This is a genomic window from Acinetobacter sp. YH12140 (assembly GCF_013418475.1).
In the GTDB taxonomy this organism is placed as follows: Bacteria; Pseudomonadota; Gammaproteobacteria; order Pseudomonadales; family Moraxellaceae; genus Acinetobacter; species Acinetobacter amyesii.
The window spans coordinates 227,822-247,390 of record NZ_VPBZ01000003.1; the positions used below are offsets into that span (position 1 = coordinate 227,822).

Consider the following 19,569-nt stretch of genomic DNA (forward strand, 5'->3'; position numbering starts at 1 on the left):
GTTTAATGCTCCGACTACTGCCATTAATCAGCCAAATAGCTGTACAAAAGGTCAATGCAAAGGAATTATTTTGAAAAACCGAAAGGCCAATGTTGTGACTCATTTCTCTACGATTTTGAGCTGTGACGAATAAAAATGGATGAAGTTGAAGAGTAGTCACTATTATTGATTTGTAGAATGTTGTTCTGCACGGATTCTTTTGAGCTGTTCTATCGCAGTGTAAATATCTTGTTGTAGAGCCTCTCGATAACGCTTTAAATCCTCCACACTCTGAATATGACTTAAACTTTGACGGGGTAAAAATTGAAAATAGAACGGAATGCGCTTGGGGATAATCCGTTTGGGTAAAGACGGAATCACATCACCATGGCGTAATAATTTATCGAGTTTTTGTATTTTTAATAGTTGTTTAAACCAACGATGTTCAATAATCACACTGGCATCAAAACCCAGTTCAAAGACTTCATCTCCACCTAAAGCGGCAAAAGGCACGATATCATAATTAAATTCTTGCGCCAGTTTTAAAAAGCCATAACGTTGCTTCCAGATCAGTTGATAGGCTTCGCCTTTGCGTTTCAAAACCTCTCGACCGCCACCGGGAAAAACTAAAATGGAATAACCTTGTTGCATCACTGTTCTGACATAGTCCTGAATACCTTGGACTGCACCGAACTTTTTGACCATGCCACGCCAACCGGGCAAATAAAAATGGTTATGATCAGCAATACTGACCACAGCCACTTTATGTTCATTGTAGAGATAATCAATAATCACCGGTGAATCGAGTACACCGTAAATTGTATGATTCCCTACATACATTGCAGGTTTTGATGCATCAATATATTCAGCGCCAAAAAAGGTCGGCGTGAAATACATGCGGGATAAAGCGCTTAAACGCTTTATCCATTTTGCATCATGTTCAACCTGCATATGTGCTGACCTTAGGCAGCATCATGTTTTTGAACAAGTACAGAACCTACTGAGTAGCCTGCACCAAATGAGCAAAGTACGCCATATTCGCCATGGTTTACTTCATTCGCAGTACGGTGCAATGCAATAATGACACCTGCTGATGAAGTATTGGCAAATTCATCAAGAATGATTGGCACAAGGTCTGGCTGAGCATGTTCTTTACCCACAACCAGTTTCAGAATCAATTCATTCATGCTGGCATTCGCTTGGTGTAACCAGAAGCGTTTTACATCTGTTGCCGCAATTTTATTGTCATCCAATTGCTTAGTGATCATTTTCGCCACTAATGGACACACTTCTTTAAATACTTTACGACCGTCTTGACGGAAACGGTTGTTGTCGATGTCAGCATCGACTTCACTCATATTTAAGTAACCGAAGTTGTTACGAATGTTGTTTGAGAACTGAGTAAACAGGTCAATATCCAACACTTCAAAACCAGCTTTGGTTTCAGTTTCTTCAATGATCGAAGCCGTTGCAACGTCACCAAAAATGAAGTGACAGTCACGCATACGGAAATCTGTGTGACCAGATGTGATCTCAACGTTTACCAATAACACGCGACGAGCGCCTGATTTGATCGCGTCATAGGCTTGCTTGATACCAAAAGTTGCAGCTGAACATGCAACGTTCATGTCATAGGCATAACCCTGAATACCCAACGCAGTTTGAATTTCAATTGAAACGGCTGGATATGCACGTTGAATGTTAGAGCATGACAAGATCACAACATCGATGTCTTCAGCAGTCACACCCGCATTTTCCATCGCTTGCTTTGCAGCAGCTACGCCCCATTCCGCTTGTAGCGAAATTTCATCATTTGGACGTTCATGTAGCACTGGGCGTAAACGTTTTGGATCTAAAATACCGCTTTTTTCAGCAACATAACGTGCTTTCACGCCAGATGCTTTTTCGATAAATTCTGCACTTGAACCACGGCGCGCTTCTAGCTCACCGGCTTCAATTTTTTCAGCATTATCACTGTTGTACTGTTCCACATAAGCATTTAAAGCTTCAACTAACTCTTCGTTAGTAATTACGTCTTCTGGATGATAAAGACCTGTACCCGTAATGCGGATGCCCATGTAAAACTCCTTTTAGAAAATACCTATATCTTAACTGATTCCGAGCTTATCCCATACTTTTTGCAAGCGGGATGGAGAAATTGGCATCTTGGTCTTCATTGGTTGAGAGAAAATAGAGATGCGTAACTCCTCAACCATGAAATACAATTCTTTAAGGCGAGTGTCATTTTTAAACTTAAATAATTTTTCCATCCATGGGTCAACTTGATCAATGGCAGAATTGTCCCTTTGTAGGTTATTTGGCAAGCGGTCTAAACGCAAGACTAATGCCTTCAAATATCTTGGAAATTCGAGCCACACATCGGAAGTTTTGCCATAAACAAAATCTGAAAGTTGCATCAAATCGAGTTGATCTTCAATGTCATCAATGTTCTTTCCAAACACAGAATCATCTAAAACCAACAATTTCCGACGTATATCCTGCCATTGAATATAGGTTTCAGTTAAGACGGCTAATGCTTGTTGCCCATGGGTTAAGAAAGATTTCTTTACATTTAAAATCAGGTTTTGGTACTCCTGCACATTGACAGGTAGCTCATTTATTGCAAGCTGAAGTGTGGCATAAACTAACATTTGCTCTAGTTTGGCTTTGTCACCTAGCGGTGAATAAGCCAATGCCAAGGGTTTAGAAATCTGTTTTTTCAACTGACGAACTAAGTCACCCAACTGCATATGAACCAAACGAATGATCCCTTCGCGGTGTTGTTTGACTGCTTCAAATTGGTCATTGAAGGTCTGAATCACCACGCCAGATTCGTCTTTGGCATCCAACTCTGCAAAGCCTTTGACTGGAACAAGCGCTTGATATTGTTTCACCACCACACCCGTGACTTTTTGTGATGCTTCGAACACAAAATTATCAGGGAAGGTTTTAAACTCACCTTTTAACTGTTTGACTGGGCTATGAGTTTCCGTACGACAGCGTGCTTTGAGTTCATCTAGATCACGACCTTGCTCAATCACACGGCCTTTTTCATCAATGACTTTGATTAAAGGCAGCAGATATTGCTCAACGCGTTCCCAAGAAAAGTCTTTGTCTGTGATTTGCTCACCGCGCAGTTGGTATGCCAAGAAACTAAAAATATGCTCGCGCAAATGCACGGCATCGACACGATCCATCAATTTACGAGCCGTATCAGGTATTGGCACCAAGTGACGGCGTTTATCCTTAGGCAGGGCTTTAAGCAAGGCTTCAATCAGGTCTTGTCGCCAACCGGGTATGCCCCATGACCAAATATTTTCATCCACTTGCGGCAAAGCTTGAACTGGAATTTTGACCGTTGCACCATCTTCATCATGACTTGGGTCAAAACGATAACTTGCAGCCAAACGCAGTTCACCATTTCGTAGGTAGTCTGGAAATTGCTGGGTCGTTGGACGGTCATTCATCCAAAGCGCATCATCATCGATAAATAAATACCGTGGATTTTTCGGTTCTACAGTTGCACGCCAGTCTTCAAAACTACGACGACTTGCCACCTCTTCAGGCACTTTTGCAGCATAAAATTGGTAGATGGTTTCTTCATCCACCACCAAATCACGACGACGCAGTTTATCTTCAACACGCTCAACTTCTTCGAGTTTTAATAAATTGTGTTTTAAGAACGGCGGCGTAATACCCAAATGTCCCGTCGTCAACGCATCGCGTAGGAAAATTTCATGCGCCGCCGGATGATCCACTTTTTCATAATTAATCTGACGACGTGGCTCAATAATCAAACCAAATAAAGAAATTTGATCATAAGCATTCACCACACCAGCTTTTTTCGACCAATGCGGCTCAAAATAATGATGCTTCAATAAATCGCCTGCAGCCAATAAAATCCATTCAGGTTCAATTTTCGCCAATGTACGAAGATATACCTGAGAGGTTTCCACCATCTCAAAAGCCATGACCCAAGGTGTATTGGTTTTATGCAAAGTTGATGCAGGGAAAATACGTGCCTTTTGCTGACGCACCGCCATGAATACATTGCGTTCATCTGTTTTATTGGCAATAAATGAAAGCAACCCTGTTAAAAGCGCACGGTGCAGATTTTCGTAATTGGCCTTCTTTTCATTAAAAGAGAGTTTCAAGCCCTGAGCCAAATCCACCAATTGCTCATGGGTTTTTTTCCACTCACGAAGACGTAACCAACTGAGGAAATGATTGCGCGCAAAGGTTCGACGCTTATTTTCACTCATGTCACGGTTAGCAACCAAAGCTTCCCATAATTTGATATAGAACAAGAAATCTGAGTCAGCTTCACGGAACAAAGCATGTTTCTGATCGGCCTGCATTTGTTTATCCGCAGGACGTTCACGTGGATCTTGTACCGCTAAAGCAGCGACAATAATTAAGACTTCATTTAATACGCCAAAATGCGCTCCACCCAAAATCATCCGTGCAAGACGTGGGTCAATCGGCATTTTCGCCATTTGCTGACCGATTTTGGTTAAACCACCACCCTTCGCCGGAGGAAGTCCCCCTTTTGTAAAGGGGGATTTAGGGGGATTACTTTCAATAGAATCTCCCCCAACCCCTCTTTGCGAAAGAGGGGCTTTCCCTTTCTCAACCATCGCCCCAAGCTCAATCAAAAGCTTACGACCATCATTCACCAAACGATGATCTGGCGGCTCAATAAAATCGAAGTCTTCTAATTCACCAAAGCCCAAACTTTGCATTTGCAAAATAACCGAGGCCAAGTTGGTTCGTTTAATCTCCGGTTCGGTAAATTCAGGACGACTCATAAAGTCTTCTTCTGAATACAGTCGAATACACACACCTGGTGCAATACGACCACAACGACCTTTACGCTGATTTGCTGCTGCTTGTGATACTGCTTCAATTGGTAAGCGCTGTACACGTGAGCGATAGTTATAACGGGATATCCGTGCAAAGCCACTATCAATTACGTAGCGAATATTCGGTACAGTTAAAGCCGTTTCTGCCACGTTGGTGGCAATAATAATACGTCGCCCACCGCCTGATGGATTAAAGATCTTTTGTTGTTCTGCCAAAGCCAATCGTGCATATAAAGGTAAAACTTCGGTATGTCTTGGCCCAAACTTTTGCAGTGTTTCCTGTAACTCACGTATTTCTTGTTCAGTGCTGGCAAAAATCAAAATGTCGGCATGTTCAGGATGACCTTTTTCCTGCGCATCTTGAAAACATTCTTCTACGGCTGAAACCACAGCACGGGGTAAATTTTCTTCAAAATCATCAAACTCATCGTCATCACTACCGACAATGCTCAGCTCTGAAATCGGACGATAACGGAGTTCTACTGGGAAGCTTCGACCTTCGACCGCAAAAATAGGTGCCCCATTAAAGTAATTCGAGAAGCGATTTACGTCTAATGTCGCGGAAGTAATAATGACTTTGAGATCTTTACGACGAGGCAAGAGCTGTTTGAGATAGCCCATGATGAAGTCAATATTTAGCGAACGCTCATGCGCTTCATCGATAATAATCGTGTCATATTTATTTAAGAATCGGTCATTAGCCAGTTCAGCCAATAAAATACCATCGGTCATTAATCGAACGATGGAATCTTGTGAACCTTGTTCATTGAAACGAACTTTAAAGGAGATCGACTCCCCCAGCTTTTCGCCCACTTCTTCTGCAATACGTTGCGAAACACTACGCGCTGCTAGTCGACGGGGTTGAGTATGGCCAATCAAACCTGTTAAACCACGACCTGCAAGCATGGCAATTTGAGGCAACTGTGTGGTTTTACCCGAACCCGTTTCACCTGCCACAATAATCACTTGATGCTTTTGAATCGCTTCAATTAGTTTGTCCGCATACTGCGTAACAGGTAAGTCTTGATTTAATTTAATATTGGGAATGCGGGCAATCCGTTCGCGCACTTTCGCATTCGACTTTTCAAACAAATCTTGAAATTTTTCAGGATTGGCTTCTTTGCCTTTTTTCAGCCGACTTAAGCGATGGCGATCACGAACCATGACCAATTGATCGACATTTAACTGACTTGGCACAGATGCATTATCCTGATAATTAAAATAGAACCGAATATTTTACGCTGTATGTAAAAATAGTGAAAGATGAATCTATTTTTTGCGTGCCTGAAACCAATAGGTAAAGCCGAACAGAATAAAATGATAAAAAACTAAAATTGCGGCCAATAGCCAATAATTGCCACATGCTTCAATACTGCCATGTAATGGCTGATAAAATGACACTGTATAGAATATACTCAATGGCACAATTAAAAACATCAATAAAATGAAAGAGATGATCAAAAAATGATGAATAGATTTTGTTAAGCACAAAAAAATTGAGAATAAAAAGCAAATCAACGCAATAAAAATAAATAAAAGAGGTTCATCCGATGAAAAACCATTCATTTCAGCTTAATAAATAATTTGATTCGGGCTAGCACCTTGAATTGAAAGCACATTCTTGATTCATCCAGTACAGAAAAATAAACCCACATGCTGACTAGAATAGGCAACTCAAGCTTATCCATTTGGATGCTTTATCCATTAGTTTTCAGTCCCATAGAAAATATAAATGATACTAAAAACAATAAATATACTCTGCCCGATCACCCATGCGAACAACCAACCATTATGACAATAAACAATACTGTCATAGATAATTTTTGAAATTGAAGCAGTTTCTATCATTAAAATGATGATGAATTGAAAAATCGCATATAGCCATAATATAACCACATACCAAGCACGTCTAAATGATAGCAACAGTGGGAAAAAAAAGAAGATTCCAACGATTCCCATGGTACTCAATAGCGTAGGATCATCTGATGAAGTTCCTAATAGTTCATTAAAATAGGTCGCTTTTTGAGGTTGCAAGTATTCATAGATACATAAATTTGTACCTGTGTCTTCAACTTTAAGAATACATAGTGATGCAAGTGCAAGACTGAGAATGGCAATGATACGAAAAAATTGACTAAGCACCTGATCAAATCTGGAGTCATTTTATGTTCATGCCATCTTATATGAACAAATTCTATAATTTGAAATATTTTTTATAACTTTTTTAGAGATCACCCTTGAAATCTTATGCCACAAGCATCATGTTGGTTACAGATTTTAAAAAGATGATTTTGTCATTTTACTTTCAACTTTATATGGCATTGATATGGCTTATATCGAATGAAATAATGATAAATAATCGTTATTGCTGAAATAGTTCTGGAGTGTACTAATTCGGATTTTCCGATATTAGTTATGTAAAAATACTATTTCAGCAATAAGAAAAATTTCTGTACCCTATTGGAAATCAAAAACAAACCTCAATCATGGAGACAATGATGAGCTTAATTAATACTGAAGTTAAACCGTTTAAAGCACAAGCATTCCAAAATGGTCAATTCATCGAAGTAACTGAAGCTGATCTTAAAGGTAAATGGTCTGTTGTATTCTTCTACCCAGCTGACTTCACTTTCGTTTGCCCAACTGAACTTGGTGACCTTGCTGACAACTATGCAGAATTCCAAAAACTAGGTGTTGAAATCTACTCAGTTTCTACTGACACTCATTTCACTCACAAAGCTTGGCACGATTCTTCAGAAGAAATCAAAAAAATCCAATACGTAATGGTTGGTGATGCGAACTGGACTCTTGCTAAAAACTTTGACGTATTAATCGAAGCTGACGGTCTTGCTGATCGTGGTACTTTCGTTATCGATCCAGAAGGTAAAATCCAAATCGTTGAAATCAACGCTGGTGGTATCGGTCGTGATGCTCAAGAACTTCTTCGTAAAGTTAAAGCAGCTCAATACGTACACGCTCACCCAGGCGAAGTTTGCCCAGCTAAATGGAAAGAAGGCGATGCAACTCTTGCTCCTTCAATCGACCTAGTTGGTAAAATCTAATCTGTATTAGATTGAACTGATTCAAAAACCACGCTTTTAGCGTGGTTTTTTATGCCTATTATTGGAGAGTATGTACCTCTATATACCCTACGCAGTTCACACTTTATTCATACAACTTTAACGTATTAGCACTATCCACATATCTGTAGATATTCATCAAGTTAGAACTTACACAAATATAATAAAAATGCGCCGCAAACTTGATTGTCTAGGCTTACATCTTTGCCGGTATTTCAGTATTTTTAACATGAATTTTAGGTCAATTGCTTATTTCAGGAAGATGTAAGCCCATGAAAAAATATTTCGTCTCGATCAGTTTAATTTTATGTTCATTTACGACTTTTGCTGCCGTGAACTGCGAAGGTGAAATTAAAAACCAAAGTATTCGTGAGGATATTAAAGTCAAAAAAAATTGTCAGCTTAAAGGTTTAATTCTTCATGGCAATCTTATTTTAGAAAATGGTGCCAGTGTTGAACTGCATGACAACCACATCAAAGGCAATATTGAATCGAATAAAAATTTTACCAAGATCATTGCCAATCATAACAATATCAGTGGCAATGTCGATTTTACGACAGGGAAAAACATCCAACTCCTCAATAATCAAATTTCAGGCGACCTCAAATTAAAGAAAAATAATGGCAATATTGTTCTAAATAATAATGAAATCGCAGGTAATTTGATTTGTCTTGAAAATGCTTTTTCAATTAATGGCAGCAACAACCAAGTCAAAGGCAATAAATCAGAACAATGCCGTAGTTTTTAACTCTCCTTACACTAATATGGGAGAATTACACTTATGGCATTTATTTGAACTGGCATTTTTTTATCAAATTAGTTGATAAAGAAATGAAAAAAATGTGAGATAAAACATTATTTTTTAACAATTCTGCAATACTCCACGCCCTAAATTTGTCTTAATTTCAAATGAGATAAACCTTTAACTGCAGTATGACTATAACAACGCAATAAGGGGGTGGCTTATGACAACAACTGTTGTAACTTCTTGGAAATACAGTTCTTCTTCACGTTACTTAAAAATATTTTATGCGAATGGTTCTGGGGATCTCTTTTATCCAGTTTCACCTTTTATTTATGATAATTTACTTCGATGTAGTGATAAAACGGCATTTGTCCACAAATATTTAGAATATGATCTACATTTTTCACGAGTAAGCTTACAGGGTTAAATCGCTACAAGCTCAGCGCTATAGCAACAGTATTTTTACTAATTAAAAAAAAATTCGATCAAATCAGGGCTGAATGCCCTGATTTTTAGTTGCGCCAAATCACCATAAAAAGCCCTGCGCCCACATTTAATGTTGTACTGATAAAACGATCATCCGTTTCAACACGCTGGATAAATTCAGCGACCTCATCGGCATGTGACAGCACATTGTCCACGATTAACACGCCATTTTGAACTTGTATTAATTCAGCTAAATATGACCAATACGCCACATACGCATCACGTTCTGCATCTAATAAAATGAAATCATAACGACGATTTGAATGCTGTAAAAAATGCAGTGCATCGCCATGATGAAATTCGATGTATTCGGATAAAGCTAAATTTTCCGCATGCTGTTTAGCTTTCTCAATGCGCGCTGCATCAATTTCAATGGTTTCGACCCGCCCTTGTGTAGACTGCGCAGCATCTGCTAACCACAGCGTGGAATAGCCTGTAGATGTTCCAATTTCCAAGATCTGTTTGGCTTGTTTTAAGCGAATTTGCATAGCTAAAAACAGTGCAGACTCAGGCTCAATATTTCGGTAACGCGCAAGTCGGTGATTTTGCGCAGCATCGTGAGCACTAAAGTCTGCATAGAGTTGTTGCATATAGTTTTTAAAATTTGCATCCATGCTCATGATTCTGTCCTTTTGTTATTTCTTTCATATTTAAAGATTAAAGTACTAAATGTCTGCTCAGTGGGTTTCTTGGATCAGTTTAAAACGTGGAATTACTTCACCATCAATTTCAACGGTTTCCATAAACATCTCTAAGGGTCTGACCCACATTGAATAGTCGTCATACAAGCACTGATAGACCACAACTTTTTCACGCGTTTCACTATGTGTTGCAACATGAAAGATTTGATACAACTGACCTTTATAATGCTGATAAATTCCCTGTTTAACCTGCATGCCATTTCCCTAAAAAGTTCTCAATACAATAGCGTTGACTCTAGCATTCTCTCGCTTAAAGCGCGATGAATTCGTTTATTTTTCCACTATTTAACTTGTATTTCTCGATAGTGGCCCAATATTGACTGCATTCACATCGGTATATTCTTATGATTTAGAAAGAAATTTAATCACTTGATTTGTAAAACCGATTAATTTTATAAAAACAAACCGTTTCACCTATTTAATGGTTTGTTCTATCATTCTCTCATCAAATAAATTTACTCCTCTGGAGACGTTAGCAATGTTAGATCAAAATACTTCTGCTCAATTAAAAACCTTACTTGAACGCCTTGAAGGCCCGATTGAAATCGTCGCGACTTTAAACGGCACGGACAAATCAGACAAAATTAAAGAATTGGTAACTGAAGTTGCTGCTTTATCTGATTTAGTGACTGCACGTTTTGACGGTAACAACAGCCGTGCTCCAAGCTTTGGTATTGCAAAAGCAGGTGAAACTCCACGCGTATTCTTCGCAGGTCTACCGATGGGCCACGAATTCACTTCTTTGATTTTGGCATTGTTACAAACTTCAGGTTATGCACCGAAAGTTTCTGACGAAGTACTGAACACCATCAAAGGTCTAGGTCTTAAAACTGACTTTGATGTGTTTGTATCTTTAAGCTGCCATAACTGTCCTGACGTGGTTCAAGCACTTAACTTGATCGCAATTTACAACCCAGGTACAACTGCAACCATGATTGATGGTGCATTCTTCCAAGACGAAGTGGAAGAACGCAAAATCATGGCTGTACCAATGGTATTCCAAGACGGCAATCACATCGGTCAAGGCCGTATGACTTTGGAAGAAATCATTGCCAAATTAGACACTAACTCTTCTGCAAAAGATGCTGAAAAGTTAAATGCCAAAGAAGCCTTTGATGTCCTTGTGATTGGTGGTGGCCCTGCAGGTAATACTTCTGCAATCTATGCAGCACGTAAAGGTATCAAAACAGGTATCGTGGCTGAACGCATGGGCGGTCAGGTTATGGATACCATGGACATTGAAAACTACACGTCGATTCAAAAGACACAAGGTCCTAAGTTTGCTGCTGAAATGGAAGCACATGTACGTGAATACGGTGTGGACATCATGAACTTGCAACGTGTATCTGACATCAAAGGTGCAGATGAAACAGCCAATGGCTTGGTTGAAGTGACTTTAGAGAATGGTGCAAAACTTGAATCTAAAGCAGTGATTCTTTCAACAGGTGCACGTTGGAGAGAAATGAACGTTCCGGGTGAACAAGAATACCGTACACGTGGTGTTGCATACTGTCCACACTGTGACGGTCCATTGTTTAAAGGTAAACGTGTTGCGGTGATCGGTGGTGGTAACTCAGGTGTAGAAGCAGCAATTGACCTTGCTGGTATTGTAGAACATGTAACACTTGTTGAGTTTGATACCAAGCTTCGTGCTGACCAAGTCCTTCAAGACAAGTTAAATAGCTTACCGAACACCACTGTGATCATGAATGCATTGTCTACAGAAGTGGTCGGTGATGGTTCACAAGTGACTGCATTGAACTACAAAGACCGTGCAACTGATGAAATCAAAACAATTGAATTGGCTGGTATCTTTGTACAAATCGGTTTGTTACCAAACACTGATTTCTTAAAAGAAACAGCAGTTGAACTTTCAAACCGTGGTGAGATCGTAATTAACGAGCGCAACGAAACCAATGTGAAAGGTGTATTTGCTGCCGGTGACTGTACAACAGTACCTTACAAACAAATCATCATTGCGACAGGTGAAGGCGCGAAAGCATCATTATCTGCTTTTGATTACATCATCCGTTCGGGTCAATAATTCAGTTTAAACAGAACAACAAAAGCCAGTTTTCGAACTGGCTTTTTTTATGACTGAAAATTTATGTCTTGTTTCATATTTAAATTATCAATAAAACAATTATTTAACTTACTGACGCTTTTCATTTACACAATAATGAGCAAAACAAACCGTTTAAAACTTGTACAGCAGCTTATTTGCACATTAAGATAAAACAATCATCACGGATTGATGGTTGACAATAACAACAAGAATGTTGGTCAAATTCGACTAAATGGAGAAACGCAATGCACTATCAATATCACTGTGCTTGTTGCAATAAAGTATTGGCTTCAAGCGATAAAGAATGTTCCGAATGTGGCTCACATAATATCCGTAGCCCATATGGCTTTTGGATATTTTGCATACTCAGTTGTTTGGCTGTTGCCATTCTATTTAAGAGTATCCAAGTGTATTTGCAACAGCACGATACTGAAGCGACAACCCAACTCAACATCTTTGAAGTACTCAAGCAAGATGGTAAAAATTAAGTTTTTTTACAACAGCCAAATACAGCCGTATGAACAGGCTGGCAATGTGTGAAATTTAGCCAAACTAAATCTAAGCACTATTATCCAGTTGCTTTAAAGTCATTCAAAGCGAGAAATTAAAATGATGAAAGCCTGAATGATTTCAGGCTTTTTTATGCGCTAGCATCGCCCTGCTCACTTATCTTCACGAGGAAAATTCTTTAAACTATGACAATAGCAATGAGGTTCTAGACGATGGTGCAGTTAATAAAAAAAGGCGGTTTACGTGAACGCGCCAATCGTAGCCGATCATACAAAGGCTCTGAAAATACCGAAACCACCCTCAAGCCAAACCGCTATCGTGATCATGCCGAAACTACCGATGTTGCACAAGATCCATCAAATACAGCACCATCCAAAGACCAAGATCAAACCAATCCAGAGCAATAAAATTGGCACATAAAAAAAGCCAAGTTCTAATACTTGGCTTTCGCTTTGCTGACAGCAATATGTTTGCAGCTATTGAAGATTGAACATTCTAATTGCGTCGAACCACAGCCAAATCGCAAAAATTAAAAATAACGCCCCTGAAACCACATCAATATAACTACCAGAACGTTGGTAGAGTGCTTTAATTTTGGGCAAAGACATAATCATCATAAACAGACTAAACACAATAAAAGTTTGAATCGGAATGATGACAGCAAGCTGTGCTTTTAGGTTACTACTGGCTGATGAACTCAACGCCAGTGAGAACACACTACTAAAATAGATCAGTGTTTTCGGATTGGCTAAATTCGTAAATAAACCTAATAAGAAATAATTTTCAGTATTCTGCTGACTTAAGGCCTGCCCATCTTCTAAATTGGCTGTTTGATTTAAACTTTTAAGCCCACCACTAAACATCGCCCAACCCATTTTCGCCAAGAAAAATCCACCAACAGCCATTAAAACTTGTTGTATCCATGGAAATTGCTCAACCAGAACCGTAAAGCCCAATAAGGTTAAAACGACCCACACCACAATCCCGACAGAGATCCCCGAAATAATTTTTAAGGTATTTGCACGCGTTGTTGATGCTGCACTTTTAGCAATTAATAATACATCTGGACCGGGACTCAACTGCGCAACAAAATGAAGCGCACAGATGGTGAATAACAGTGACATGCAAGCTGATTCATTTGAATTAAAACGTGAAGATTATATCGCCTGTTCAATTTTTTTGTTGGCAACACAAGGTTTATTTTTAGGCCGTATCAAAATTTACGCAAAAAAAAGCCGAATACACATTCGGCCTTTCATACTGAGTTAATTATTTTTTATTGACATCTTTCAGTTCAATTTGTTTCGCATCTGGCGTCACTTCACGAGCTTCACCATCAATAACGGATGAATCACGACCTGATTGCTGATTTTGCATATCTTGCATTTGACGCATCATATCTGCAAATGGGTTCTGACCTTGAGCACCGCCCATGCCTCCCATATCCCCCATCATGCCACCCATCATTTTTTCTATCATGGCTTGCTGACGCTTCATCATTGTTTTCATCATGACTGCTTTCATGGCATTTTGTACAGGTGGAATCAAAATAAGTAATGCCATAATATCTGAGATTAGACCCGGTAACAGCAATAAGAAACCAGCCAAAATTTTTGGTAAATTTCCAGTTAAAGCTGGATCATTACTCATTTGACCTGCTTGCATTTGCTGCATTTGAGGCATCAGACCTGATGAATATTTACGGATAATATTCATCCCTATAAAGAAGGCCGCCACGAACCAGAAAAAGACATACCACATGCTGCCGACGAGGTCGCCCACACCGATCCAGACAAACACTTCCAGGATCAAGCCTGCTAAAATCAGAAGAAATAATTTCATGAAAATTAAACAAATCTCAGTAAATTAATTTAAGGTGTTGCGTTCAACTGCTCAATCACTATCAAGCTTTTTTGACACGCTTATGTAACAATATGGGCATTATTTTATTTTTAAAGGGCAAATAGGGCAAACATGTCATTAATTATCGGTATTGACCCTGGGTCTCGCTTAACTGGTTACGGCATCATCGAAAAGGATGGTTCTAAACTACGTTTTGTCGATGCTGGCACCATTCGTACCGAAACAACAGAAATGCCTGAACGCTTAAAACGTATCTTTGCTGGTATTGATCGTATCGTAAAGTTTCACGGGCCTACTGAAGCTGCGGTTGAACAAGTATTTATGGCTCAAAACCCTGACTCGGCCTTAAAATTAGGTCAAGCACGCGGTGCTGCCATTGCCGCTTTAACCAATTTAGATTTACAAGTCGCTGAATATACTGCACGTCAAATCAAACAATCTGTGGTCGGCTATGGGGCTGCTGATAAAGAACAAGTCCAAATGATGGTTATGCGCATTCTGAACCTAAGCATCAAACCCCAGCAGGATGCAGCCGATGCTTTGGCTGCCGCAATTTGTCATGCGCATGCGTCCGGGAGTATGAGTAAAATGGCTGTACTGAATGCCTTAGGTGGTATGGCTCGTGGCCGAAGCCGTGTAAGCACTCGACGTCGATAAATAAATCGTCAATTCATATAGCTCAGTAATTCATTCTGTTTTCAAAAGCCCATTCAATCTAGTGATCAAATTTAGAGAATCATTTTAAAACCGCTATAGTCTAATTCATGCATTGGTATTTCTTGCTGATCGATTTTAGTCACGTCTGCTCGTAAAGGCCCCACCAGACTGTGTTTCAGTATTTTATGAATGGCATCTTCAGTTCCAATAATCAGCGCTTCAACTTCGCCCGTCGCTAGATTTTTCACATAGCCATTTAAACCAAGTGCAACCGCTTGCTGTTCAAACCAACGACGATAACCAACACCCTGAACTTTACCTTGAATTCGCAATTTAACCGCATGCATTTTAGTCTTTAACTCCTGAATGATTAACCACATGATAAACCGCTTGGGCCATATCCTGCGCTTGCAAACCACGCATCCCCGGCTTCGCCAATACATCACCTGCTAAAGCATGCAAGCTTACGATTTCATGCAGATGAATTTGCTGATGGAATTGTGCTTTTAAACTCGCAATCATCCCTGCAAGCACATCTCCCATACCGCCTGTACCCATTCCTGCATTACCTGCGGTGCAAATCCAAAGCTGATCTTCAAGTATTAAGCTGCCTGCGCCTTTAAGCACCCATTGACCTTGAAATTTTTCTTTTAAATACTGAATTGCTTGTACACGATCTGCTTCAACTTCAGCAGTAGTAATACCCAGTAATTTCGCAGCTTCACCCGGATGTGGCGTTGCATAGGTGCTTGCATTCAATTTTTCAGGTGTTTCAGCTAGAAACCACAAGGCATCTGCATCCAAAACAATTTCCAATGTTGACTGCTGAATCAATGGAAACCATGACTGAAACTGCTGTTGTGCCCAATCGTCACGACCAAGCCCCATGCCAAAGCTAATCGCATCGACTTGATCGATCAGTTGCCGAATCGCTTCTGTAGTTAATGCATTGATATCGCGTAGCATAATATTCGGTGCGCGCGCCAAAATCGCGGTGTGATGTCGTGCATCACAAACAACCGTAACCTTACCTGCACCTGCATGGAATGCAGCCTCAGCAGCCATAATCACCGCCCCACCCATTTCAGCATGGCCACCAACAACCAAAACATGGCCATAACTGCCTTTATGACCAAAAGCTTGACGTGCAGGTAAAGTGATTTTCTGTGGCGACAAATACGCAAGTGGCTCTAGCTCTGCATCAGTCGGTATACATGCCATCACCGCAACTTCACCTGCATATTCCTTCGCTTGACCTGTAAATAGCCCTGCTTTTAGACCCAATGCCGTAAAGGTATAATCGGCTTGAAATGCAATGGGTAAAGGCTGCCCTGTATTGGCATGTAAACCGCTTGGAATATCAATCGCAATTTTGAGTCCCATGCATGCATTCAATCGTTGAATAATGGCTTGCCATTCGCTAGAAAGTTCACGATTGAGTCCTATACCAAATAATGCGTCGATATAGACGTCATAATCTCGCTGAAAATCAAAATGTGTATAGATCTTAAGCTTGTGATCTATCGCTTCTTGTACCGCAGAATGTAAGTCCTTCGATGCCCCTGTTTCAGCGGCATAGATATCAACTTGAAAGCCTGCTTGCTGTAGGTATTGCGCTGTAAGATATCCATCACCTGCGTTGTTGCCCTGACCACAACATACTGCAATATTATTTAAATTTTGCTGCTTTAACATTGGAATGAGTTGCTGAGCAATCGACCATGCGACCTGCTGCATCAGACCATAACTGCTATTGTGCTGAGCAAACCAACGCTGCTCCCAAGCTTGAATACTTTGGCTAAGATAAACAGGGCTATGGTAAACTTGCAGACGCATTGTTTTTCCTTGTTATGATTATGGCCGCTTCAACTCCTGCACAAAAAATTCCTGTCGATCAATATGATCCAGAAACCCTAAAAGCATGGATTAAAGCACAAGCCTTAAATTTAGGTTTTTCTGATTGTGTCATCGCAAAGCCAGATGCTCAAGAGGAACTCCCTCGTTTTAAAGAATATTTAGAACGTGGTTATCACGGCGATATGAAATTCCTAGAGGAAAACCTTGAAAAACGTGCCAATCCAGCACTTTTAGTCCCCGGCACCCGCAGTATCATTTGTGTCCGCATGGATTATTTGGTCGAAACCCCAAAACCACGTTATATTCCAGATGAGCCAAACTCAGCCATCATTGCACGCTATGCACGAGGTCGTGACTACCACAAAGTCATGCGCGGTCGTTTAAAAACCTTGTCGAATATTATCCGTGAAAAAATCGGAGATTTTGAATCTAGACCCTTTGCCGACTCTGCACCAGTGTTTGAAAAATCCTTAGCTGAAAATGCAGGCATGGGCTGGACAGGCAAACACACCTTACTGATCCATAAAAAATCAGGCTCATTTTTTGTATTAGGTGAGCTGTTTACATCACTCGAATTACCTTTTGATTCTCCGGCAACCAAACATTGTGGTTCATGCACAGCCTGTATTGATATCTGTCCAACACAGGCCATCGTTGAGCCCTATATGTTAGATGCACGTAAATGCATTGCCTACTTAACCATCGAATACAAAGGCATCATTCCTGAAGAATTACGCCGTGGCATTGGCAACCGTGTGTTTGGTTGTGATGACTGTCAGCTCATCTGTCCATGGAATAGCTTTGCGCATAAAACTCAAATTGAGGACTTTTATCCACGTCATGGCCTCGACCAAGTGAGTTTATTAGATCTTTGGCAATGGGATGAAGCCACTTTTTTAAGCTGTACTGAAGGCAGTCCTATCCGACGAACAGGCTATCAAAGCTTTATGCGAAATATCGCGATAGGCTTAGGCAATGCACCATACAGTTCAAATATTGTTCAATCATTAAAAAATTCTCGCGAAAAACATGACGCGATTGTGCAAGTTCATATTGATTGGGCAATTGCAGAACAAAACTCAAAAATGCTTTAAGGACTTTTATTCTCTATTTTCCAGATCCTTACAAAGTTTTCATTTAAGCTAAAACTTAGTGACGTAATCCAAGAAAATTAATTTTTTAGCTCAAAATAAACATTGCAGCGATTGTTCTGTCATTTAGCATAACTTTGCAAGCATCTTAAATATCAAAAGTTCTTTGAAAAAGTCATTTCAATGCATTTTAGCTAAATTGCAATGTTACAAAATAGTCTTGGAAGTCTGCAAATTTTACGTATGATGATCTGCATTAGGCAGAAAATATGGATCATTTATGAGCTACCGAAATGACTGGACACATCCAGAAATACAAGAGTTGTATCAACAACCATTGATGGATTTATTATTCCAAGCACAGACCATTCACCGTGAATATTTCCAAGCCAATCATATTCAAGTCAGCACCTTACTTTCGATTAAAACCGGCAAGTGCCCTGAAGACTGTAAATATTGCTCTCAGTCTGCACATTATGACTCTGGATTAGAAGCTGAAAAACGTCTGGCTGTGGAAAAAGTCATCAATGAAGCGAAAGCTGCGCTTGCCTCAGGTTCTTCGCGTTTTTGTATGGGCGCTGCATGGCGCAATCCACATGAACGGGACATGCCCTATGTGCTAGAAATGGTGCGTGAAGTCAAAGCGCTGGGACTTGAAACCTGTATGACCCTTGGCATGCTGAATCAGTCTCAAGCAGAGCGCCTACATGAGGCAGGCTTAGATTATTACAACCATAACCTCGATACCTCTCGTGAGTATTATCCCAATGTCATTAGCACGCGTAGCTATGATGACCGTTTAACGACGCTAGACTATGTTCGCCAATCTGGAATGAAAATCTGTAGCGGCGGAATTGTGGGCTTAGGTGAAAGCCGTGATGACCGTATCGCCTTTTTGATGGAGTTGGCAACGCTGCCGATTCATCCTGAATCCGTGCCGATTAATCTCCTTGTCCCTATTCAAGGTACCCCACTTGCAGAGGTTGAGAAACTTGATGTGATCGAATGGATTCGCACCATTGCAGTCGCACGGATCATTATGCCAAAAAGCTATATTCGACTCTCTGCAGGTCGTGAATCCCTGAGTGATTCAGAACAAGCTTTGGCATTTATGGCAGGTGCAAATTCACTTTTTTCTGGTGAAAAACTGCTGACCACGCCAAATGCAGGCGAAGGCAAAGATCAGCTTTTATTTAGCAAACTCGGTTTAGTGGCTGAACAGCCCAAACCAAATGCTGCACAGCTTTCAACTGATGCTATGCAAATGGCTTAAAATAAGCCCCGAACTTCGGGGCTTAGTTCAATTGAATGATCAGTGATAGGTTTCAATGTGCAATGCAAGAGATGGTGCGAACAAATGAAATGGCTAAATCACCATGAGTAGGGAAAATATATCGTTTACTTAGCGAAGTTATGTGCTGTTATTAAAATTCCATAGCCTGCATTTAAATAATCCCCTTCACGGATGATGTCTTGACCATTAGCATGTTGAACCACCAATTGCTGCTGAATCACATCATAATGAAAAGATTCAAAGCAATCCTGATGTTGTAATAACCATGCAATGGTATCTGCCATATTGGCATCGACGGTATAACGCTCGGCTTGAAAATCTTTACTCATATCTGCATAAAAACTGTGAATGTATTTCTATTTTAATGATTTCAATATT

The 19,569-nt window shown here is 40.1% G+C and carries 20 protein-coding genes; 9 read left to right on the forward strand and 11 right to left on the reverse strand.

What is annotated here, in order from left to right:
* Positions 1–162: 162 nt before the first annotated feature.
* The 4 genes from FTU75_RS04805 to FTU75_RS04820 form a co-directional block, all read right to left on the reverse strand.
* On the reverse strand, positions 163–930 hold the full coding sequence (locus FTU75_RS04805; RefSeq protein ID WP_180115278.1) for a 1-acyl-sn-glycerol-3-phosphate acyltransferase: 768 nt from the start codon (positions 928–930) through the stop codon (positions 163–165).
* A gap of 11 nt (positions 931–941) precedes the next feature.
* Complete coding sequence (locus FTU75_RS04810) at positions 942–2,057, reverse strand: beta-ketoacyl-ACP synthase III (protein WP_180026928.1); 1,116 nt, start codon at positions 2,055–2,057, stop codon at positions 942–944.
* A 30-nt stretch (positions 2,058–2,087) separates the two neighbouring features.
* Positions 2,088–6,005 carry a DUF3418 domain-containing protein gene (locus FTU75_RS04815; RefSeq protein WP_218948329.1) on the reverse strand — a complete coding sequence of 1,306 codons (3,918 nt, stop codon included), beginning with the start codon at positions 6,003–6,005 and terminating at the stop codon, positions 2,088–2,090.
* Between the two features lie 540 nt (positions 6,006–6,545).
* Entirely contained in the window at positions 6,546–6,983 is a 438-nt protein-coding gene (locus FTU75_RS04820; protein WP_180084199.1) for a hypothetical protein, read from the reverse strand.
* 356 nt (positions 6,984–7,339) lie between these two features.
* Here FTU75_RS04820 and ahpC point away from each other — a divergent pair, with 356 nt between their 5' ends.
* The 3 genes from ahpC (at position 7,340) to FTU75_RS04835 (ending at position 9,094) form a co-directional block, all read left to right on the forward strand.
* On the forward strand, positions 7,340–7,903 hold the full coding sequence (gene ahpC, locus FTU75_RS04825) for an alkyl hydroperoxide reductase subunit C (protein ID WP_078193727.1): 564 nt from the start codon (positions 7,340–7,342) through the stop codon (positions 7,901–7,903).
* Between the two features lie 290 nt (positions 7,904–8,193).
* The gene (locus FTU75_RS04830) at positions 8,194–8,670 is read left to right on the forward strand and encodes a hypothetical protein (RefSeq protein ID WP_180115280.1); all 477 of its coding nucleotides are present in this window, start codon (positions 8,194–8,196) and stop codon (positions 8,668–8,670) included.
* Between the two features lie 217 nt (positions 8,671–8,887).
* On the forward strand, positions 8,888–9,094 hold the full coding sequence (locus FTU75_RS04835; protein WP_078189026.1) for a KTSC domain-containing protein: 207 nt from the start codon (positions 8,888–8,890) through the stop codon (positions 9,092–9,094).
* 85 nt (positions 9,095–9,179) lie between these two features.
* Here FTU75_RS04835 and FTU75_RS04840 read toward each other — a convergent pair whose 3' ends face one another.
* Complete coding sequence (locus FTU75_RS04840) at positions 9,180–9,773, reverse strand: O-methyltransferase (RefSeq protein ID WP_180115281.1); 594 nt, start codon at positions 9,771–9,773, stop codon at positions 9,180–9,182.
* A 57-nt stretch (positions 9,774–9,830) separates the two neighbouring features.
* The gene (locus FTU75_RS04845) at positions 9,831–10,049 is read right to left on the reverse strand and encodes a DUF1653 domain-containing protein (protein WP_180007360.1); all 219 of its coding nucleotides are present in this window, start codon (positions 10,047–10,049) and stop codon (positions 9,831–9,833) included.
* A 283-nt stretch (positions 10,050–10,332) separates the two neighbouring features.
* Here FTU75_RS04845 and ahpF point away from each other — a divergent pair, with 283 nt between their 5' ends.
* The 3 genes from ahpF (at position 10,333) to FTU75_RS04860 (ending at position 12,836) form a co-directional block, all read left to right on the forward strand.
* A complete protein-coding gene (gene ahpF, locus FTU75_RS04850; protein WP_180115282.1) occupies positions 10,333–11,898 on the forward strand; it encodes an alkyl hydroperoxide reductase subunit F in 1,566 nt (521 codons plus the stop codon).
* A 266-nt stretch (positions 11,899–12,164) separates the two neighbouring features.
* Positions 12,165–12,407, forward strand: coding sequence for a hypothetical protein (locus FTU75_RS04855; RefSeq protein ID WP_180094142.1), 243 nt, complete (start codon positions 12,165–12,167; stop codon positions 12,405–12,407).
* Positions 12,408–12,641: 234 nt separating this feature from the next.
* Entirely contained in the window at positions 12,642–12,836 is a 195-nt protein-coding gene (locus tag FTU75_RS04860; protein ID WP_111885752.1) for a hypothetical protein, read from the forward strand.
* A gap of 69 nt (positions 12,837–12,905) precedes the next feature.
* On the opposite strand, the gene FTU75_RS04865 is transcribed toward FTU75_RS04860, so the two are convergent.
* Positions 12,906–13,553, reverse strand: a complete 648-nt coding sequence (locus tag FTU75_RS04865; RefSeq protein WP_180115283.1) for a LysE family transporter — start codon at positions 13,551–13,553, stop codon at positions 12,906–12,908.
* 145 nt (positions 13,554–13,698) lie between these two features.
* Positions 13,699–14,271, reverse strand: a complete 573-nt coding sequence (locus FTU75_RS04870) for an FxsA family protein (RefSeq protein ID WP_180115284.1) — start codon at positions 14,269–14,271, stop codon at positions 13,699–13,701.
* A 132-nt stretch (positions 14,272–14,403) separates the two neighbouring features.
* On the opposite strand from FTU75_RS04870, the gene ruvC reads away from it, so the two are divergent.
* Positions 14,404–14,949, forward strand: coding sequence for a crossover junction endodeoxyribonuclease RuvC (gene ruvC, locus FTU75_RS04875; protein WP_078189034.1), 546 nt, complete (start codon positions 14,404–14,406; stop codon positions 14,947–14,949).
* Positions 14,950–15,020: 71 nt separating this feature from the next.
* Here ruvC and FTU75_RS04880 read toward each other — a convergent pair whose 3' ends face one another.
* Positions 15,021–15,296 (reverse strand): acylphosphatase, encoded by a 276-nt coding sequence (locus tag FTU75_RS04880; protein WP_180115446.1) that lies wholly within the window; start codon positions 15,294–15,296, stop codon positions 15,021–15,023.
* A gap of 1 nt (position 15,297) precedes the next feature.
* Positions 15,298–16,785 carry an NAD(P)H-hydrate dehydratase gene (locus FTU75_RS04885; protein WP_180115285.1) on the reverse strand — a complete coding sequence of 496 codons (1,488 nt, stop codon included), beginning with the start codon at positions 16,783–16,785 and terminating at the stop codon, positions 15,298–15,300.
* A 20-nt stretch (positions 16,786–16,805) separates the two neighbouring features.
* Here FTU75_RS04885 and queG point away from each other — a divergent pair, with 20 nt between their 5' ends.
* Both queG and bioB read left to right on the forward strand, forming a co-directional pair.
* Positions 16,806–17,900, forward strand: a complete 1,095-nt coding sequence (gene queG, locus FTU75_RS04890) for a tRNA epoxyqueuosine(34) reductase QueG (RefSeq protein ID WP_180115286.1) — start codon at positions 16,806–16,808, stop codon at positions 17,898–17,900.
* A 277-nt stretch (positions 17,901–18,177) separates the two neighbouring features.
* Positions 18,178–19,170, forward strand: a complete 993-nt coding sequence (gene bioB / locus FTU75_RS04895; RefSeq protein ID WP_168379635.1) for a biotin synthase BioB — start codon at positions 18,178–18,180, stop codon at positions 19,168–19,170.
* A gap of 125 nt (positions 19,171–19,295) precedes the next feature.
* On the opposite strand, the gene FTU75_RS04900 is transcribed toward bioB, so the two are convergent.
* On the reverse strand, positions 19,296–19,520 hold the full coding sequence (locus FTU75_RS04900; RefSeq protein ID WP_111885746.1) for a hypothetical protein: 225 nt from the start codon (positions 19,518–19,520) through the stop codon (positions 19,296–19,298).
* Positions 19,521–19,569: the final 49 nt, after the last annotated feature.

Excerpts from the sequence above, each read along its gene's own strand:
- FTU75_RS04805 (WP_180115278.1), bottom strand. The coding sequence starts at position 930 with ATGCAGGTTGAACATGATGCAAAATGGATAAAGCGTTTAAGCGCTTTA.
- FTU75_RS04810 (WP_180026928.1), bottom strand. The coding sequence starts at position 2,057 with ATGGGCATCCGCATTACGGGTACAGGTCTTTATCATCCAGAAGACGTA.
- FTU75_RS04815 (WP_218948329.1), bottom strand. The coding sequence starts at position 6,005 with ATGGTTCGTGATCGCCATCGCTTAAGTCGGCTGAAAAAAGGCAAAGAA.
- ahpC (WP_078193727.1), top strand. The coding sequence starts at position 7,340 with ATGAGCTTAATTAATACTGAAGTTAAACCGTTTAAAGCACAAGCATTC.
- FTU75_RS04830 (WP_180115280.1), top strand. The coding sequence starts at position 8,194 with ATGAAAAAATATTTCGTCTCGATCAGTTTAATTTTATGTTCATTTACG.
- FTU75_RS04835 (WP_078189026.1), top strand. The coding sequence starts at position 8,888 with ATGACAACAACTGTTGTAACTTCTTGGAAATACAGTTCTTCTTCACGT.
- FTU75_RS04840 (WP_180115281.1), bottom strand. The coding sequence starts at position 9,773 with ATGAGCATGGATGCAAATTTTAAAAACTATATGCAACAACTCTATGCA.
- FTU75_RS04845 (WP_180007360.1), bottom strand. The coding sequence starts at position 10,049 with ATGCAGGTTAAACAGGGAATTTATCAGCATTATAAAGGTCAGTTGTAT.
- ahpF (WP_180115282.1), top strand. The coding sequence starts at position 10,333 with ATGTTAGATCAAAATACTTCTGCTCAATTAAAAACCTTACTTGAACGC.
- FTU75_RS04855 (WP_180094142.1), top strand. The coding sequence starts at position 12,165 with ATGCACTATCAATATCACTGTGCTTGTTGCAATAAAGTATTGGCTTCA.
- FTU75_RS04860 (WP_111885752.1), top strand. The coding sequence starts at position 12,642 with ATGGTGCAGTTAATAAAAAAAGGCGGTTTACGTGAACGCGCCAATCGT.
- FTU75_RS04865 (WP_180115283.1), bottom strand. The coding sequence starts at position 13,553 with ATGTCACTGTTATTCACCATCTGTGCGCTTCATTTTGTTGCGCAGTTG.
- FTU75_RS04870 (WP_180115284.1), bottom strand. The coding sequence starts at position 14,271 with ATGAAATTATTTCTTCTGATTTTAGCAGGCTTGATCCTGGAAGTGTTT.
- ruvC (WP_078189034.1), top strand. The coding sequence starts at position 14,404 with ATGTCATTAATTATCGGTATTGACCCTGGGTCTCGCTTAACTGGTTAC.
- FTU75_RS04880 (WP_180115446.1), bottom strand. The coding sequence starts at position 15,296 with ATGCATGCGGTTAAATTGCGAATTCAAGGTAAAGTTCAGGGTGTTGGT.
- FTU75_RS04885 (WP_180115285.1), bottom strand. The coding sequence starts at position 16,785 with ATGCGTCTGCAAGTTTACCATAGCCCTGTTTATCTTAGCCAAAGTATT.
- queG (WP_180115286.1), top strand. The coding sequence starts at position 16,806 with ATGGCCGCTTCAACTCCTGCACAAAAAATTCCTGTCGATCAATATGAT.
- bioB (WP_168379635.1), top strand. The coding sequence starts at position 18,178 with ATGAGCTACCGAAATGACTGGACACATCCAGAAATACAAGAGTTGTAT.
- FTU75_RS04900 (WP_111885746.1), bottom strand. The coding sequence starts at position 19,520 with ATGAGTAAAGATTTTCAAGCCGAGCGTTATACCGTCGATGCCAATATG.